Source organism: Erwinia aphidicola, assembly GCF_024169515.1.
GTDB lineage: Bacteria > Pseudomonadota > Gammaproteobacteria > Enterobacterales > Enterobacteriaceae > Erwinia > Erwinia aphidicola.
This window is the reverse complement of record NZ_JAMKCQ010000001.1, coordinates 325,847-343,729: the sequence shown is the minus strand read 5'-3', so window position 1 is coordinate 343,729 and position 17,883 is coordinate 325,847. Positions and strand designations below refer to the sequence as shown.

Sequence of the window (17,883 nt, the reverse complement as noted above, 5' to 3'; positions counted from 1 at the left end):
TGGAGTCGCATTATAGGGAGTCGCCGAAATGAGTCAACGCTTTTTCAATGTAAAATGTGTGTTCGTCGTAAAAATAGTCAGGAAGTGGTGATTTCAGGCAAAAACAGCGGGTTGCTGAACGAAATCAAGGCAATGTTCCCCCGGCAGACGGGGAATGGCGTTGAGGATTCGACGACAGATGGTAGAATGTGCCCCACAAAAATCAGAACGTGACAGCACGCTTCTGACACTGGCCAAAGCATCCGCGTAATAAGGCATTCATTAATGAAAATCAAAACCCGCTTCGCTCCCAGCCCAACTGGCTATCTGCACGTTGGCGGCGCTCGTACCGCACTTTACTCCTGGCTATTTGCCCGCAATCACGGCGGCGAGTTTGTGTTGCGTATTGAAGACACCGATCTGGAGCGTTCAACTCAGCAGGCGATCGATGCCATTATGGATGGCATGAACTGGCTGAATCTCAACTGGGATGAAGGCCCTTACTACCAGACCAAGCGTTTTGACCGTTACAACACGGTGATTGACCAGATGCTGGAAGCGGGTAGCGCGTATAAGTGCTACTGCTCTAAAGAGCGTCTGGAAACGCTGCGCGAAACCCAGATGGCAAACAACGAAAAGCCACGCTACGACGGCCGCTGCCGCGACAGCCATGAGCATCATGCGGATGATGAACCTTGCGTGGTGCGTTTCCGCAACCCGCAGGAAGGTTCGGTTATTTTTGACGACCAGATCCGTGGCCCGATCGAGTTCAGCAACCAGGAGCTGGATGACCTGATCATTCGCCGTACCGATGGTGCGCCGACCTATAATTTCTGCGTAGTGATTGACGACTGGGATATGGAAATTACCCACGTTATTCGTGGTGAAGACCACATCAACAACACGCCGCGTCAGATCAACATCCTGAAAGCGATTGGCGCGCAGGTGCCCGTGTATGCCCACGTTTCAATGATCCTCGGCGATGACGGTAAGAAACTCTCCAAGCGCCACGGTGCGGTCGGCGTAATGCAGTATCGCGATGACGGCTATCTGCCGGAAGCGCTGCTGAACTATCTGGTGCGCCTGGGCTGGTCACACGGTGACCAGGAGATTTTCACCCTTGAAGAGATGACCAAACTGTTCGATCTCGATCAGGTCAGCAAATCTGCCAGCGCGTTTAACACCGAAAAGCTGCAGTGGCTGAACCACCACTATATCAACAGCCTGGCTCCGGAATACGTGGCTACCCACCTGCAGTGGCATATCGAGCAGGAAAACATTGATACCCGCACCGGTCCTGAGCTGGCGCAGCTGGTAAAACTGCTGGGTGAACGCTGCAAGACGCTGAAAGAGATGGCGGCGTCCTGCCGCTATTTCTATGAAGAGTTTGCTGAGTTTGATGCTGATGCCGCGAAGAAGCACCTGCGTCCGGTTGCGCGTCAGCCGCTGGAAGTGGTGCGTGACAAGCTGGCTGCTATCAGCGACTGGACGGCGGAAAACGTCCATCAGGCGATTCAGGCGACGGCGGATGAGCTGGAAGTCGGCATGGGCAAGGTTGGCATGCCGCTGCGTGTCGCGGTGACCGGTGGCGGTCAGTCTCCTGCGCTGGACGTGACAGTGCATGCTATTGGAAAGTCACGCAGCGTGGCGCGCATTGAGAAGGCGCTGGCGTTTATTGCCACCCGCGAAGCCTAACCCTCCGCCATTAAAAAACCCGGCCGCCAGGCCGGGTTTATAGTATTAACTACTGATACCCAATCGCTGCAAAATCCCCTGAATTCCCTCGCGTAGCAGCATCGCTGCCAGCTTCTCCTGTTCCTCATGGCTCAACTGCTGCAATGAAGTCACTAAAAGTGCGGGAAGAGAATTTTGATTGACGCGGTACTGGGCATTAGGCTCTGCAGCATGACGTGTCGATTTCAAAAAGAGCTTTACGCGTTCATCAATATGAATCATGCGTGCTTTTCCACCTTGAACACCGGGCTTCGGTGCGGTCGTCCAAGCCTCTTTCTTCACCCATTTATTTATGGTCTGTCTGCTAAAACCTGTTTGCTGTGCCAGTTCTTCCGGCGTTAACCAATCCTTTTTCACTTTACCATCCCTTTTGCCGAATAAAGTCATTGTGCATATTACAACAATTCATCACATGAACAACTAACACAAATTACTAACTCTGGCAGAACGAAGAGTAAAAAAGTTGAGGAGGATCTGAAATACCCCTGCATAAGCAGGGGATAGCACGATTAGCGGGAAGTCGAGCTTGCTGGCTGCGGTGCACGAAATGCAACAAAGTAGGCCAGACCCACAAAAATAGCACCGCCGACGGCGTTACCAAGGAATACCGCAATAAAGTTTGGCAGGTATTCGCCCCAGCTCAGGTAACCGGCAAAAATGGCCGCAGGAACGATAAACATGTTCGCGACAACGTGCTGGAAGCCAATAGCCACAAACGCCATCACCGGGAACCACATGCCAAAGATTTTGCCCACCACGTCTTTACTGGCAAAAGCCAGCCAGGTCGCCAGGCAGACCAGCCAGTTACAGCCCACGCCGGAGATAAACGCGTGCATGAAATCGGCGTTAACTTTGGCGCTGGCAATAGCGACGGTTTTTTTCAGGTAGTCGCCTTCGGTCATGCCGAGCATATGGCCAAAGAACCAGGCGATAGCCACGCTGCCAATAAAGTTAGCAACGGTGACCCAGAACCAGTTACGCATGACGCTCAGCGCACTGATTTGACGTGCGAACCAGGCGACGGGCATCACCATCATATTTCCGGTCAGCAGTTCACCGCCCGCCAGCACGGTGATAATAATCCCCACCGGGAATACCGCTGCGCCCAGCAGGGTGCCAAAAGAGCCCCAGTCTGCTGGAAGCTGGTTAACGACGTGAATATAGAGCAGGAAACCGAATGCAATAAACGCACCGGCAAGAAAACCAAGGATCAGTAATGAGGAAACCGGGGTGCGGCTTTTAACCACGCCAGACTCAACGGCAACGGCCGCAATTTCTTTTGGTGTGTGCAATGACATAATAACTCTGGTGGTGTAGTGACAAAAAGGGCCGGATTCTGCGGGCGGTTAAATACGCTTGTATCCAGCGCACAAGGGGATCCGGCAACAAAAAACGCCGCAGTTTTGCACGCTCAATTAACAAAAACAAGTAGCTTTTAGGAGTGTTTTAACCTGCGCTTAACAGAAAAAGTGCTCAGGCAGATATAGAGGCATGAGACCGCCGCAGAAAACAGAGAGTTAGCGCTTTCTTGCCCGCTTTGACGGCTTTTTCAGCGATCGATCTCAGATTATCATTTTGCCGTTGACACCAACCCCACCGTTTCATATTATCCCCGCCGTCAACACGACACGGTTTTTCGGCTTGGGGGTATAGCTCAGCTGGGAGAGCGCTTGCATGGCATGCAAGAGGTCAGCGGTTCGATCCCGCTTATCTCCACCAAATCTTCACCAGCAGATTGGGTGGCACCGAAAAATCGCAGAGTTAGTAGTGGGGGTATAGCTCAGCTGGGAGAGCGCTTGCATGGCATGCAAGAGGTCAGCGGTTCGATCCCGCTTATCTCCACCAAATTCTTAATGATGTGAACAATAATCTGCTCAGGCGGATTTTTTTTCGTCTGCGTTTTATCAGGGGCAGGCTACAACTACCGGCCAGAAACCGCTGTCGCGGTCGGTCTGGACGTACGCCCGCCCCCTGTTTCGGCATAGCGACGCGACGAATTTTACCCCGTCAGCACGCTAAACCCATGCGTGCCGTCGCGCTCCAGCTGCGCCACCAGACCATACTCCCAATCGAGATACGCCTGCATAGCCTCGGCGGAGTTATCCGTACCCTCATAAGGGCGGCGATAGCGATCGATGCGCGGCAGCAGCAGGGCTGTTTCCCCAGCTTCCACCGGCAATTCCGCCGCTTTCCATGCCGTATTTCCGCCCTTCAGCACGATAACCGCTTTACCCGTCAGCGCTTCCAGCTGTGCCACTGCATAGCGTGCCAGCATACTGCTGCCGCAGGTCACCACGTAACGCTGCGCGGCGGGCAGAATGGCCGCACCCTGCTGCGTCAGTGCCGAGCGCTGAAGCCAGGCCGCACCGGGAATATGCGCGTTGACGTAATTGGCGCTGGTGGTGAAATCCAGCACCTGCGTATCGCCCTCTGCAAGCCAGTTGGCCAACTGATGCGGTTCAACTTCCTGCTGAGCTGGCAGAGGTGGGATAAGCGGTGCCCAGCCGCCGCTGGCGCTGAAATCTTGCGCGCACAGGTCGTCCAGCACCCACACCTGCCAGCCCAGCTGTGCCAGCCACGAGCCGGTGCTGTTGGCGCGCACGCCGTCATCGTCGATTAGCACGATCCACCCGCCGCGCACGCTGGCATAGTGGTCCGTCTCCTGCACCAGCTGGCCACCGGGCACATGACGGCTGCCCGGCAGATGGCCGTGTTCGTATTCGCTGGCGGCGCGCACATCAAACAAATAAACGGTGTGCTGCTGCTGGCGCTGCCACAGCTGTACTTCTTTCAGCGTGGTGCGCTGCACGCCGGCTTTATCTGCCAGCGTCCTCGCCTGGCGCGCCGCCTGCACTCGCGCGGTATCGCTGGTGCCTGCATACTGGCGTGACTGTCCGTGCTCCAGCGCCAGGCCGGCCAGCGTCCAGCCGATGGTGCCGTTGCGCAGGGCGAAAAGCGGGTTACGTACGCCGGCGTTGACCAGCGACTGCGTGCCGATAATGCTGCGCGTGCGTCCGGCGCAGTTAACAATAATAGTGGTTTCCGGTGAAGGGGCGAGATCGCGCACGCGCAGCGCCAGCTCGCCGCCCGGCACGCTGATGCTGCCGGGAATGCTCATGGTCTGGTACTCATCAAAGCGGCGCGCGTCGAGCACCACCACCGGTTTGCCGCTGCGAAGCAGTGCATCGACCTCTTCGGCACTGAGTGAAGGGGTTGCGGCGCAGCTTTCGACCAGCTCGCCAAACGCTTTGCATGGCGAATTGACGTCGATGAACAGTTCGCCTCCGGCTTCACGCCAGCCTGCCAGATCGCCCGCCAGCAGGGCAATATCCTGATAGCCAAGCTCGTGCAGCCTGAGCGCCGCAGCCCGCGCCAGCCCGCTGCCATTGTCATACAGCGTCACCGGGGTATTCAGCCGCGGAATGCGGTTAAGGATTTCGATATCCAATTTGGAGTACGCGATATTCACCGCGAACAGCGGGTGCCCGCTGGCGTAGTCGGCCTCTTCGCGCACATCGACCAGCGCCACCTCCTGGCGATTAAGCAGCGCGTGGCGCAGCTGATGATAGTCGCGGGTAAGCGGATTGAATTCAGTCATGTGAGAGATCCCAGATATTTGGTAAATGCGTGTTGTTGTAGCCGGAAATAAACGGTTTTTCACTGCCGTCATCAAGGTAGACCGCCCGGCGCACGCCGCCGATATTGCCGCCGTAGACGTGAATGCTGACCGAGGTGCGGTCACCCCAGGCATTGCTGACGCGGTGGATATCGCCCACCTGCGGCGACACCGCCTCAACCGTACCTGGCTCCAGCCGCACAGCGTGGCCGTCGGGTTGCAGGCCGCTTTCCGTCAGGCGATAGCCTTGCGAAACCTCGGCACCGCGCAGCATGCCGATCAGCCCCCAGACGCGGTGATCGTGTACCGGCGTGGTCTGGCCCGGCCCCCAGACAAAGCTCACCACTGAAAAGCGCTGCTGCGCGTCGGCATACAGCAAGTATTGCTGGTAGCGCGCGGGATCGGGCTGGGCGAACTCATCGGGCAGCCAGTCATCAACGCGCACCAGCTCTTTAAGCAGTGCACTGCCGTGCAGCAGGATCTCCTGCTGCTGCGGCTTCTCGTCGAGCAGGCTCGCCAGCCCGGCGAGAAAGGTACGCAGTCGTTGTGGATTACTCATGGGGGTTCTCCCCGGCGGCGATGCGGTTGGCCGCGTCGGCCAGCGAATAATCGAAGGCGTTATGCACATCGATGGCTTTTGGCAGTACCTTATAGCGATAGAAGAAGTCCGCTGACTTTTGCAGCGTTGCCGCCAGCTGCGGATTAAAATGGGTCGGGCGGATCTGCGCAGAGGCGATCCAGCGCTGGGTAATGCTGACCGGCATGTTGAGTGATTGACTCAGTGCCTGCGCAAACTGTTGCGGATGCTGCTGTGCCCAGATTTGCGCTTTCGCCAGCCTTGCCAGCAGGTCACTAATAGCCTGGCGTTTACCGCTCTCTTTCAGCGCCTCTTCACGCGCCAGCGCATAGGAGTAACCGGAAAGAATGCCCTTGCCGCCGCCCTGCGGTACCAGCACGGCGTGGTCGACCACGATAGCGGAGGAGACATACGGCTCCCAGGTGGCCCAGGCATCAACCGATCCGGTCGCCAGCGCGGCGCGCCCGTCCACCGGCCCAAGGAAGCGCATCGTGACATCCTGCGGTTTCAGTCCGGCACGCTCCAGCAGGCCAAGCAGCAGAAAGTGCCCCCAGCCGCCGCGATTGACCGCAATCTGCTTACCTTTCAGATCTTGCAGGCTGTGGATGCCGCTGCCGGGGCGGGCCAGCAGGGCGATGCTGTCGGCGTTATTCTGCCAGGCACCGACCGCTTTCACCGGCGCGCCGGCGGCATAGACGAACAGAAACGGCAGGTCGCCGGTAAAGCCAACGTCAAGCGCCCCGGCATTGAGCGCTTCCTGCACCGGCGCACCGGAATCAAACGAGCTGAGCTTGAGCTCGTAAGGCAGATTATCGAGCTGTCCCGAGGCGCGCAGCGAGATAAAGCGGTCGCCTTTGACATCGCCCAGCCGCAGCGTGACTTTTTCCGCCGCCAGTGCCGAGGTCGCCACCGCCGCCAGCAGCAGGGCGTAAAGTGCATGACGTCTCATCAGGCGCTCCTTGCCACGCGGCGAGCCGCCACTTTTTCCCGCGTCAGGGGGATCAGCTCGCGGCCATACTCCAGCGCATCATTGAGCGGGTCGAAGCCGCGTATCAGCACGCTCTCAATGCCGAGATCGTAATATTTGAGTAGCGCATCAGACACCTGATCCGGCGTGCCGACCAGGGAGGTGGAGTTATAGCCGCCGCCGACCAGCTGTGCGATGCCGGTCCACAGCACGCTGTCGAGACGCTCACCTTCACTGGCGGCGGCCATCAGGCGCTGCGCCCCCACGCTTTGCGGCTTGGTGGAGCCAAAATTGTGGCCGCTCTCATGCAGCCTTTTGCGCGCCTCTTCGCGGATATATTCCGCTTTCTCCCAGGCTTCTTTTTCCGTGGCGGCAATAATCGGGCGGAAGGAGATATTAAAACCGATCTCACGCCCGTGGCGGGCGGCTGCGGCGCGCACGGTGCGCACGGTTTCCGCCGCGCCTTTCAGCGGTTCTCCCCACAGCGCAAACACATCGGCGTGACGAGCCGCCACGCCGATCGCTTCGTCGGAGGAACCGCCAAAATAGATCGGCAGCTTACCCTGCACGGGCTTTACCGCCGAAAATGCCTGCTCCGCCTGATAATACTCGCCCTGATGATCGTAAGGCTGCGCGGAGGTCAGGCTGCTGTTCAGCACGCTGAGGAAGTCGTCGGTGCGCGCATAGCGCTGGGTTTTATTCAGATAGTCACCGTCGCGGCGCTGCTCGGCATCGCTGCCGCCGCTGATGATATGCACCGCCAGGCGGCCGTCGGTTAACTGGTCAAGCGTTGCCAGCTTGCGCGCCGCCAGCGTTGGCGAGACGAAGCCGGGGCGATGCGCCAGTAAAAACTTCAGCGTTGAGGTATTGGCCGCCGCATGGGCGGTGACCAGAAAACCGTCGGGTTGATCGGACCAGTAGCCGATCAGAATGCGGTCGAACCCCGCGTCCTCGTGGGCGCGGGCGAAGTCGGCAATATACTGTTTGTTAAACACCGGGCCGCTGGCGCTAATGGTTTCCGAGGCCAGGCGGTGGCCAATCATACCGAGGAACTGAATGCTCATGCTGTGCTCTCCGTGGTGAACGCCGCGCACTGGCGGGGTGAGAGCCAACCCTAAAGCCGAAAACACTATGTGTGAAATTCATAATTCTTCGTTGTTAATATAAAAATCAGCAATGCTCGCTGAGACCAAATCCACCTGCCAGCGTCGTGGCGAACAGATTGACGGCGGCCTGATGGCTGGCCGGGAGCGCCGGATGCACCAGCCACAGCTCGCTTTGCGGGCTGAAGTCCTGCAGCGGGACTTCCCGCACCCGCAGCTGCTTTGCGGCACGCGGCAGCAGCATGCGCGGTAAAATGCCCAGCCCGCTGCCCCCGGCAATTAACCCCAGCTGCAACGCGGTGCCCTGAACTTCCATATTCAGCTGAAGCGGCAACCCCTGGTCCGCCAGCGCGCGGGCAATTGCGGCACGAAAACCGCAGCCGTCCGGATTGAGGATCCAGCCCCGGGCATAGCACTGTGCCAGCGTGCGCGGCAGCGGCTGTCCGTCATCGGCGGCCACCACCACCAGCGGCACGGCACCCAGACCGCGCGCCTGCAATCCACCGTCAAAGATTTTCCCCGCCGGGAACAGCAGCAGGGCGGCATCCAGCTGGGCCTGATCCAGCTGCTGCAGTAGCTGATTACCCCAGCCGCTGCTCAGGCGTGGCTGTAAATCGGGGTAGCGCTGCTGTACGGCGGCCAGCACCGGAAGCAGGCTATCATCGGTCAGACTGTGCGGCAGGCCAAAGCGCAGCACGCCCTGCGGGGCGGCATCACCAGAGACCAGCTGCGTCAGGGCCTCTACTTCAGCGGCGATGCGCTTGCACTGCTGATACACCAGCAGGCCAAGCGCGGTCGGTTTCAGCGGTTTGGTCTGGCGGTCCAGCAGCAGCACGCCCAGCGCCTCCTCAAAGTTTTGCACCCGTCGCGTCACGGCAGGCTGAGTCAGCCCGAGTCGGCTGGCGGTCTGCTGCGTGGACTGCAGCTGCACAAGGGTGACAAAGGCGTGAAGATCTTCCAGTTTCATCGCAGTTTTCCAGCAGTAAAAAACGTCAGCATAATGGCTCGTTATGGAATTTAATATGCTCATTATGCATATTTATTGCCGATAAAATGCGTTCAGATTATAAACAGCGCGGTGCTAGTCTCAGTTTTTTCCACTTGCTGAGACACCCGATGAAATCACGCTATCTGCTTCCTGTTTCCCTGCTGCTGGCCGCCGTCAGCTCCACCAGCTTTGCCGCCACGCTGTCGGTTGGCGATCAGCGCGGCAATGCCCGTGCCATCCTTGAAGCCGCTGGCGAGCTGAACAATCTGCCGTATACGCTCGACTGGCACGAATTTGCCAATGCCGCTCCGCTGCTGGAAGCGATGCGCGCCGGCTCGATTGATGCCGGTTCGGTCGGCGATGCACCGCTCACTTTTGCCGTGGCCGCCGGCCTGGATGCCAAAGGCATTCTTGCCACTCAGTATGCGGGTAACGCGATTATCGTCAAAAAGGGCAGTGCTATCACCACGCCACAGCAGCTGGCGGGCAAGCGCATTGCCACCGTCAAAGGTTCGTCGGGCCATAATCTGGCGCTGCAGGTGCTGGAACGCGCTGGTGTCGCGGTTAAAGCGGTCAATTTTGTGTTCACGACCCCGGCAGAGGCCACGCTGGTGCTGGATCAGGGCGGGGTGGATGCGGTTTCCACCTGGGAGCCTTACGTCTCGTTCGCCACCCAGCAGTCCGGCGCGCAGATTATTGCTGACGGCAAAGATTACCCGGCGCTCAACTACCTGGTCGCCAGCAACAGCGCGATTGCCGCCAGGCGCAGCGAGCTGTCGGACTTCAGCCAGCGGCTGACGCGCGCACGGGCCTGGGGGGCGCAGCATCCGCAGGAGTACGCCGCGTCAATTGCTAAGCTGCTGCGCATCCCGCAGGACGTCGCGCTGCAAAAGGTGAAGCGTGAGATCAATACGGTGGTCAGCGATAAGGCGCAGGTGCTGGCTATCCAGCAAAATACCGCTGATTTCTACGCGAAAAATGGCCTGATCCCGAAACCGCTCAAGGCCGAATCGTTTATCGATCTCTCCTTATCGGCGGGGAAATAGTTATGCACCTGGCACTCTACCTGAGCGACACCGGGCTGCATGCGGGCGGCTGGCGCCATCCTGACGCCGAAAACCCGGACCCGATGCAGCTGGAAACCTGGCTGAAGCTGGTGCAGAAGGCCGAGGCAGCAAAATTCGACTTCGCCTTTATTGCCGATAAGCTGTCGATCGATGATATCTACGGTGCGGACATCGCCACTACCGTGCAGTATCGTCCCGGCTATGCGCGCCCGGAACCGATGGCGCTGCTGACCGCGCTCAGCCTGTTCACCCGCCGCATCGGGCTGGGGGGTACGCTGTCGACTACCTATGGCGAACCGTTTCACGCGGCGCGCACGCTGGCGACCCTGGATCACTTCAGCCACGGGCGCGCCGCCTGGAATGCGGTGACGTCGACTAACGACGGCGAAGCGCACAACTTCAGCCGTCAGCAGCTGCCCCCGCACGGCGAACGCTATCAGCGCGCGGCCGAGTTTATCGACGCGGTGCAGCTGCTGATGGCGAGCTGGCAACCCGGCGCGCGCGTGGCTGATAAAGCCAGCGGCGTGTATGTCGATGCCAGCAAGGTCAGCTACAGCCATTTCCACGGCAAACATTTTCAAATCAAAGGTCCGCTGACGGTCAGCCAGCCGCCGCAGGGCAGGCCGGTGCAGATCCTTGCGGGCGTCTCGGCGGATTTCCAGCAGGTGGCGACCCGGCTGGCGGAGGTGATCTTCACCGTGCAGCCCGAGCTGGCACGCGCGCAGCTGTTCTATCAGCAGTTCAAACAGCAGATGGCCCTGCACGGTCGCCCGCCCGCCGCCTGCAAAGTGCTGCCGGGAATTATGCCAGTGGTGGCCGCCACGCAGCGGGCGGCTGAAGAGAAACGCCGTGAGCTGGACGAACTGGTTAACCCGCTGGCGGGCCTGAGCTTTATGTCGGCCAGCATGAATTACGATCTGTCACAGCATGACCCTGATGAGCTGTTCCCGGATATCTTTGCGCAGATCAGCGGCAGCAAAGGGCGCTTTGAATATGTGATCAGGCAGGCGCGGCAGGAAGGGAAGACGCTGGCGCAGGTGGCGAAAACCTATGCCGCCAGTGCCTCATTCCCGCTGCTGGTGGGCACACCACGCTCGATAGCTGACGAGATGATTCGCTGGGTAGAGGAGAGGGCCTGCGATGGATTTGTGCTGATGCCGGCCGATATGCCTGCGTCACTGAATGATTTTGCCGATTACGTGGTGCCGGAGTTACAGCGGCGCGGGGCCTTTAGAAAGGAGTATCAGGGGAAAACGCTGCGCGAGCACCTGGCGGTACCGTTGTGAATCGAAGGGGGATTTGGCACAGGGCTGACCTTTTTTTCGGTCAGCCCGCAAACCTATTACAGCACCAGACCCGTAATCGAGGCCGACAGCACGCTGACCAGCGTTGAGCCGTACAGCAGCTTCAGGCCAAAGCGGGAAACTACGTTGCCCTGCTCTTCATGCAGGCCTTTGATGGCACCCGCCACGATACCGATCGAGGAGAAGTTAGCAAACGATACCAGGAACACCGACAGGATGCCTTCACCACGCGGTGACAGCGTACCGGCGATTTTTTGCAGATCCATCATTGCCACAAACTCGTTTGATACCAGTTTGGTCGCCATGATGCTGCCGACCTGCAGCGCTTCATGAGCCGGCACGCCCATCACCCACGCGAACGGGAAGAAGACATAGCCAAGAATGCCCTGGAAGCTGATACCGAAAATAAAGTCGAACAGCGCGTTAATCCCGGAGATCAGGGCGATAAAGCCAATCAGCATCGCTGCCACGATCACTGCCACTTTGAAACCGGCGAGGATATATTCGCCCAGCATCTCGAAGAAGCTCTGTCCCTGATGGGTATTCCCCAGCTTGAGGTCTTCTTCGCTATCAACGCGGTACGGGTTGATCAATGACAGCACGATAAAGGTGCTGAACATGTTGAGTACCAGCGCGGCGACCACATACTTTGGCTGCAGCATGGTCATGTAGGCGCCGACAATCGACATTGAAACGGTCGACATCGCGGTCGCTGCCATGGTGTACATGCGGCGTTCGGACATTTTTCCAAGGATATCTTTATACGCAATAAAGTTTTCTGACTGTCCCAAAATCAGAGAACTGACGGCGTTGAAAGACTCCAGTTTGCCCATACCGTTGATTTTTGACAGCACGGTACCGATGGCACGGATGACGATGGGCAAAATGCGGAAGTGCTGCAGGATGCCGATCAGCGCAGAGATAAAGACGATAGGGCACAGCACATTAAGCCAGAAGAAGGCCAGACCTTTATCGCTCATATTACCAAAGACGAAGTTGGTCCCTTCCGCCGCGTACTTCAGTAATTTTTCGAACAGATTTGAGAACCCCTGGACGAAGCCGAGACCCACTTCCGAGTTCAGGAAGAACCAGGCGAGGGCGACTTCAATCACCAATAGCTGTATGACAAAGCGGACACGGATGTTTTTACGGTCACGGCTGACTAACAAGGCCAGCAGAGTCACCACCACCAGTGCCAAAGCAAAGTGAAGAATGCGGGACATATTTGCTCCAAATTTGAGGGCTGTTATATTTCGTTGCACATTCTATGTAACAGGAACCGGAAAAACGAGATCTATGCCTCAATATAACAATTCCCTATTGCAGCAGATTACAGAAAAGCTTGAGGCGTCACAGGTTTTCACTCTTTTTTAACAGCTTACGCGTAAAGTTGCGCTTACCGACCTCTTTATTAAAACAATCCTGGCTGAATTGCGATGAAAAAATCACCGCACAAGTGGTAAGTGAATGCCAGATACCCTACAGTGAAAAAGGTTGCTCATTTTTTGGCGTTGCCGTACTTTATCTAAAAGTATAGCCATTGCTATAACTCATAGCGCTGGCTATCACAGCGATAAAGATAACCATTTTAAATGCACTTGATAATCATTATCACTTAAAGGCATGATAATTGTCAGGTGTTTAGCAGCAGGGGTAACAGCTATGTCGGAAAGCCGCACTGCGGAGCAGAACGTCCGCAGTAGTCGTAAAATCAAATTTGCCTTGATGGGGCCAGCCTTTATTGCGGCGATTGGCTATATCGACCCCGGCAACTTCGCCACCAATATCCAGGCAGGTGCTTCTTACGGTTACACCCTGCTGTGGGTCGTTGTCTGGGCCAACATCATGGCGATGGTGATCCAGCTGATGTCTGCCAAGCTGGGTATCGCTACCGGCAAAAATCTGGCCGAGCATATCCGCGATCGTTTTCCGCGCCCGGCGGTGTGGTTTTACTGGGTGCAGGCGGAAATTATCGCCATGGCAACCGACCTTGCCGAGTTTATCGGCGCGGCGATAGGCTTCAAGCTGGTGTTTGGCGTCAGCCTGTTGCAGGGGGCGATGCTCACCGGTGTGGCAACGTTTCTGATCCTGATGCTGCAAAGCCGTGGTTCAAAGCCGCTGGAGTTGGTGATCGGTGGCCTGCTGCTGTTTGTCGCGGCGGCCTATGTGATTGAGCTGTTTTTCTCGCAGCCGAAGGTGGTCGACCTGCTGCAGGGTATGGCGGTGCCATCACTGCCAACCGCAGATGCCGTGCTGCTGGCGGCGGGGGTGCTTGGCGCGACCATTATGCCGCACGTCATCTACCTGCACTCCTCGCTGACGCAGAACAGCAGCGATGGCGGTACACGGGAGCAGCGCTACTCTTCAACCAAGCTGGATGTGGCGATTGCCATGACTATCGCCGGCTTTGTGAATCTGGCGATGATGGCCACGGCGGCTGCCGCATTCCACTTTAGCGGCCACAGCGGGATTGCCGATCTCGACCAGGCGTATCTGACGCTGGACCCGCTGTTAGGTAAAGCCGCCGCGCTGGTGTTTGGCCTTAGCCTGCTGGCAGCAGGATTGTCCTCTACCGTGGTCGGCACCATGGCCGGGCAGGTGGTGATGCAGGGCTTTATCCACTTCCATATTCCGCTGCTGGTGCGACGCGTGATCACCATGCTGCCCTCCTTTATTGTGATTATGGCAGGCTGGGAACCCACGCGGATACTGGTGATGAGCCAGGTACTGCTCAGCTTCGGTATTGCGCTGGCGCTGGTGCCTCTGCTGGTCTTTACCGGCAACCGTGAGCTGATGGGGGATATGGTGAACTCGCGCCTGATGCAGAACGTTGGCCGCCTGATCGTCGCGGTTGTGGTGGTGCTGAATGGGTATCTGCTGGTATCGATGGGAATGAATTTGTAAAAAACCGGGCGGGGCATGCCGCCGCCCCTACGCTTAACGTTATGCATGCGGCCTATGCCGCAGCATTCAAATGGATGTTTTTCGTAGGGGTCAGGCATGCCTGACCCGCCAGGATGGTTACCAACGGTCGTGGCCGTGATGGCGACCGTGGTCGTGACGCCATTCACGATGGCGCTCGTGGTCGCGCCAGCGGCGCTCCCTTTCCCTTTCATGATGTCGGCGCTCTGCTTCATGGCGTCGCCACTGCTCGTGTCGCCACCAGCGCCCTTCATTGTAGCGATAATTATTACGCCACCAGTGGTTGTCGCGCCAGCGGCCGCCGTCCCAGTAGCGTCCGCGATCGTCGCGGTCGCCCAAATGCAGCGTCACTCCCGGGGCTAAAGTAATACGTGCGCTGTCGGCATAAGCTGTGTGTACCGCCAACGGGGACAAACTTGCCAATAAAGTGGCAACAAGCAATAAGCGTTTCATATTATCTCCTTTATCAGCGGTCTGCCTTCTCCGCTGTAGCAGCACAATATAACGAGATTGCTGGCTTAACGCCTGGTGAATTCTGATAAACGCGCAAAAACGGCGAATTGGGATTTTTCTGCAGGGGGGAAAGGGGCAATTCTCGTTGGGGCCGACCCTCTCTTCCGGTCGGCCCGCATGGCGGGATTAAGCCAGAATTGACTCTATACGGGCTAACTCATCTGCGCTGAAATCACGCTTGTTGAGCATCTGCACCGCATCATCAATCTGCGCAGTTTTACTGGCGCCAATCAGCACCGAGGTGACGTGGCCGCCGCGTAAAACCCACGCCAGCGCCATCTGCGACAGCTTTTGCCCGCGCTGCTGCGCCAGCGCATTCAGGCGCTGAACCTTCTCCATTTTCTCCGGCGTCAGCTGATCGCTGCTGAGGAAACGGCTGCCGCTGGCTGCACGGGAATCTTCCGGGATGCCGTTGAGATAGCGGTCGGTCAGCACACCACCGGCCAGCGGGGAGAAGGCAATGCTGCCCACACCCTTCTGCGCCAGCACATCCAGCAAGCCACCTTCCGGTGCGCGCTCAAACATCGAATATTTCGGCTGGTGGATCAGGCACGGCGTGCCGAGATCCTGCAAGATAGCAATCGCCTGCGCGGCCAGCTCTGCCGGGTAGTTGGAAAGCGCCACGTACAGCGCTTTGCCCTGGCGCACCAGATGGTCAAGCGCTGCCATGGTCTCTTCCAGCGGCGTTTCCGGATCCGGGCGGTGATGGTAGAAGATATCCACATACTCCATCCCCATGCGTTGCAGGCTCTGATCCAGGCTGGAAATCAGGTATTTGCGCGAACCCCAGTCGCCATAAGGTCCTGGCCACATGGTGTAACCCGCCTTGCTGGAGATCACCAGCTCATCGCGATACGGGCGAAAATCTTCGCGCAGAATCCGGCCAAAATTCTCCTCGGCCGAGCCGGGAGGCGGACCGTAATTATTGGCCAGATCAAAATGGGTGATACCGTTATCAAAAGCATGGCGCAGCAGGTCACGACTGTTATCCACGCGTGTGCTGTCGCCAAAGTTGTGCCATAAACCCAGTGAAATTGCCGGGAGTTTCAGGCCGCTGCGCCCGCAGCGGTGGTAGGTCATTTTCTCATAACGCTGGGCATCTGCTTGATAAACCATGAGTAAATCCTGTGATTGAAACGGTAAGGACGCGGGATAGCATAGCAGTGTATACGGTTACACTAAGCGAAAGAGCGGGATGGATCGCAACTTAAAGATAAATCTGAACGGCGTAACGATCTGTTGCCACGCGGTCAAAGGAGTTTCCTATAACAGAGTGAAAATAATCGCTAATACTCAATTCATACCGCCATGAGGAGCCGAATGATGAGCAGTTATACCGTTGGGGATTATCTTCTTACGCGTTTAAATGAGATCGGTATCGATCATCTGTTCGGCGTGCCCGGGGACTACAACCTGCAGTTTCTTGACCACGTTATCGACCATCCGCGTCTTGCCTGGGTGGGCTGTGCCAACGAGCTTAATGCCGCCTATGCGGCGGATGGTTATGCCCGCTGCCGCGGGGCAGCGGCGTTATTGACCACTTTTGGCGTGGGTGAACTGAGCGCCATCAATGGCGTGGCGGGCAGCTATGCCGAGTATCTGCCGGTGGTGCATATCGTTGGCGCGCCCTCACAAACCTCACAGAATAAGGGTGAGCTGCTGCACCACACGCTGGGCGATGGCGACTTCCGCCACTTTATGCGTATGCATCAGGAAATTTCCGTCGCCAGCAGCGTGCTGACGGCAGAGAACGCGGCCGCAGAGATTGACCGGGTGCTGATTGCCGCGCTGACCGGGTATCGCCCGGTCTATCTGCTGCTGGCGACCAACGTGGCAGAAAGCCCGCTTTCACCGCCTTCAACCCCGTTATTGCTGCCCGTCACTCACAACAGCACACAGCGGGCGGCCTTTGCCGATGCCGCAGAGCTGAAGCTGGCCCCGGCCGCCAGCGTGGCGCTGCTGGCTGACTTCCTCGCCGATCGTGCCGGGCAGCAGCAACCGCTGGTGCGCTGGCTGCGCGAGGTGCCGATGCCATTTGCCACGCTGCTGATGGGAAAAAGCCTGCTGCCGGAAACGCTGCATGGCTTTGCCGGCACCTATGCCGGGGCCTCCAGTGCGCCACACACTCGACAGGTGATCGAGCAGAGCGACGTGCTGGTTACCGTGGGGGTAATGTATACCGATACCATTACCGCCGGCTTTACTCAGCAGATTGACAGCGCAAAAACCATTGACGTCGGGCTATATCGCAGCCGCATCGGTGACCAGACGTTCGAGCTGCCCATGGCGACTGCGCTGGAAGTGCTGCACCAGCTGGCACGTAAGCATGGTGCAGGCTGGCAGCGCGCCATTGTTGCGCCGCCGCAGCTGGAAGGGGACTGCTCAGACAATCTGACGCAAAACAGCTTCTGGCCGCTGATTCAGGCGTTTCTGCGCCCCGGGGATATTATTCTGGCCGATCAGGGAACGGCGGCATTCGGTGCGGCCTCTCTGCGCCTGCCGCCGGATGCCCGCCTGCTGGTTCAGCCGCTGTGGGGATCGATCGGCTACACATTACCGGCGGCTTTTGGCGCGCAAACGGCAGAGCCTGCCCGCCGCGTGGTGCTGATAATCGGTGACGGTTCGGCCCAGCTGACGGCGCAGGAGATAGGATCGATGCTGCGCGATGGGCAAAAACCGGTGATTTTCCTGCTCAATAATGATGGCTACACCGTCGAGCGTGCCATCCACGGCGCAGAGCAGCGCTATAACGATATCGCTCACTGGGACTGGACGCGGCTGCCGCAGGCGCTGAACGTCGATTGTCAGGCCCAGAGCTGGCGCGTAACGCAAACGGTGCAGCTGCAGGAAGTGATGAAGCTGCTTGAGGGGAACTCGCGCCTGTCGCTGGTGGAAGTGGTGCTGCCGCAGCAGGACATTCCGCCGCTGCTGGCCGCCGTCACCCAGGCGCTGCATCAGCGTAACAGCAGCTAAACTGCCATTTAGTGCGCAATTCAGACTGTTGCCCGTGGGCAAAAAGCACTAACCCCGTTAAGGTAACGCTCGCGTAGGTTTTACTTCCGCTGATCGTTGTCGTTTTAACGGGGGGAATTTATAGTGTGTCTAATTGACGT

The 17,883-nt window shown here is 58.0% G+C and carries 15 protein-coding genes and 2 tRNA genes; 7 read left to right on the top strand and 10 right to left on the bottom strand.

What is annotated here, in order from left to right:
• Nucleotides 1-264: 264 nt before the first annotated feature.
• On the top strand, nt 265-1,674 hold the full coding sequence (gltX, locus tag J2Y91_RS01435; protein ID WP_048915279.1) for a glutamate--tRNA ligase: 1,410 nt from the start codon (nt 265-267) through the stop codon (nt 1,672-1,674).
• Between the two features lie 45 nt (nt 1,675-1,719).
• Here the strand turns inward: gltX and J2Y91_RS01430 are convergent, their stop codons facing one another.
• Complete coding sequence (locus J2Y91_RS01430; RefSeq protein ID WP_048915280.1) at nt 1,720-2,070, bottom strand: YfeC-like transcriptional regulator; 351 nt, start codon at nt 2,068-2,070, stop codon at nt 1,720-1,722.
• Between the two features lie 152 nt (nt 2,071-2,222).
• Complete coding sequence (locus J2Y91_RS01425; protein ID WP_133623123.1) at nt 2,223-3,011, bottom strand: formate/nitrite transporter family protein; 789 nt, start codon at nt 3,009-3,011, stop codon at nt 2,223-2,225.
• A gap of 345 nt (nt 3,012-3,356) precedes the next feature.
• Between J2Y91_RS01425 and J2Y91_RS01420 the strand changes: the two genes are divergently transcribed.
• Nucleotides 3,357-3,432: transfer RNA gene (locus J2Y91_RS01420), tRNA-Ala, on the top strand.
• Nucleotides 3,433-3,482: 50 nt separating this feature from the next.
• Nucleotides 3,483-3,558: transfer RNA gene (locus tag J2Y91_RS01415), tRNA-Ala, on the top strand.
• Between the two features lie 154 nt (nt 3,559-3,712).
• Here J2Y91_RS01415 and J2Y91_RS01410 read toward each other — a convergent pair.
• The 5 genes from J2Y91_RS01410 to J2Y91_RS01390 form a co-directional block, all read right to left on the bottom strand.
• Nucleotides 3,713-5,311 (bottom strand): rhodanese homology domain-containing protein, encoded by a 1,599-nt coding sequence (locus J2Y91_RS01410; RefSeq protein ID WP_133623124.1) that lies wholly within the window; start codon nt 5,309-5,311, stop codon nt 3,713-3,715.
• Nucleotides 5,304-5,888 carry a cysteine dioxygenase family protein gene (locus J2Y91_RS01405; protein WP_133623125.1) on the bottom strand — a complete coding sequence of 195 codons (585 nt, stop codon included), beginning with the start codon at nt 5,886-5,888 and terminating at the stop codon, nt 5,304-5,306. The genes J2Y91_RS01410 and J2Y91_RS01405 overlap by 8 nt, the downstream gene beginning before the upstream one ends.
• The gene (locus J2Y91_RS01400; RefSeq protein ID WP_133623126.1) at nt 5,881-6,855 is read right to left on the bottom strand and encodes an ABC transporter substrate-binding protein; all 975 of its coding nucleotides are present in this window, start codon (nt 6,853-6,855) and stop codon (nt 5,881-5,883) included. The genes J2Y91_RS01405 and J2Y91_RS01400 overlap by 8 nt, the downstream gene beginning before the upstream one ends.
• A complete protein-coding gene (locus J2Y91_RS01395) occupies nt 6,855-7,937 on the bottom strand; it encodes an LLM class flavin-dependent oxidoreductase (RefSeq protein ID WP_133623127.1) in 1,083 nt (360 codons plus the stop codon). Before J2Y91_RS01395 ends, J2Y91_RS01400 begins: the two co-directional genes overlap by 1 nt.
• A gap of 106 nt (nt 7,938-8,043) precedes the next feature.
• A complete protein-coding gene (locus J2Y91_RS01390) occupies nt 8,044-8,943 on the bottom strand; it encodes a LysR family transcriptional regulator (RefSeq protein ID WP_253536864.1) in 900 nt (299 codons plus the stop codon).
• Nucleotides 8,944-9,092: 149 nt separating this feature from the next.
• Here J2Y91_RS01390 and J2Y91_RS01385 point away from each other — a divergent pair, with 149 nt between their 5' ends.
• Together J2Y91_RS01385 and J2Y91_RS01380 are read left to right on the top strand one after the other, a co-directional pair.
• Complete coding sequence (locus tag J2Y91_RS01385) at nt 9,093-10,010, top strand: aliphatic sulfonate ABC transporter substrate-binding protein (RefSeq protein ID WP_133623129.1); 918 nt, start codon at nt 9,093-9,095, stop codon at nt 10,008-10,010.
• 2 nt (nt 10,011-10,012) lie between these two features.
• Nucleotides 10,013-11,317, top strand: a complete 1,305-nt coding sequence (locus tag J2Y91_RS01380; RefSeq protein ID WP_133623130.1) for an LLM class flavin-dependent oxidoreductase — start codon at nt 10,013-10,015, stop codon at nt 11,315-11,317.
• A gap of 56 nt (nt 11,318-11,373) precedes the next feature.
• On the opposite strand, the gene J2Y91_RS01375 is transcribed toward J2Y91_RS01380, so the two are convergent.
• Nucleotides 11,374-12,558 (bottom strand): NupC/NupG family nucleoside CNT transporter, encoded by a 1,185-nt coding sequence (locus J2Y91_RS01375; protein WP_048915289.1) that lies wholly within the window; start codon nt 12,556-12,558, stop codon nt 11,374-11,376.
• Between the two features lie 439 nt (nt 12,559-12,997).
• Here J2Y91_RS01375 and J2Y91_RS01370 point away from each other — a divergent pair, with 439 nt between their 5' ends.
• Nucleotides 12,998-14,239, top strand: a complete 1,242-nt coding sequence (locus J2Y91_RS01370; RefSeq protein ID WP_133623131.1) for an Nramp family divalent metal transporter — start codon at nt 12,998-13,000, stop codon at nt 14,237-14,239.
• A gap of 117 nt (nt 14,240-14,356) precedes the next feature.
• Here the strand turns inward: J2Y91_RS01370 and J2Y91_RS01365 are convergent, their stop codons facing one another.
• The gene (locus J2Y91_RS01365; protein WP_099754678.1) at nt 14,357-14,710 is read right to left on the bottom strand and encodes a DUF2502 domain-containing protein; all 354 of its coding nucleotides are present in this window, start codon (nt 14,708-14,710) and stop codon (nt 14,357-14,359) included.
• A 186-nt stretch (nt 14,711-14,896) separates the two neighbouring features.
• Entirely contained in the window at nt 14,897-15,886 is a 990-nt protein-coding gene (mgrA, locus tag J2Y91_RS01360) for an L-glyceraldehyde 3-phosphate reductase (protein WP_133623132.1), read from the bottom strand.
• A gap of 207 nt (nt 15,887-16,093) precedes the next feature.
• Here mgrA and J2Y91_RS01355 point away from each other — a divergent pair, with 207 nt between their 5' ends.
• Complete coding sequence (locus J2Y91_RS01355; protein ID WP_133625031.1) at nt 16,094-17,743, top strand: alpha-keto acid decarboxylase family protein; 1,650 nt, start codon at nt 16,094-16,096, stop codon at nt 17,741-17,743.
• The last annotated feature ends 140 nt before the right edge of the window (nt 17,744-17,883 follow it).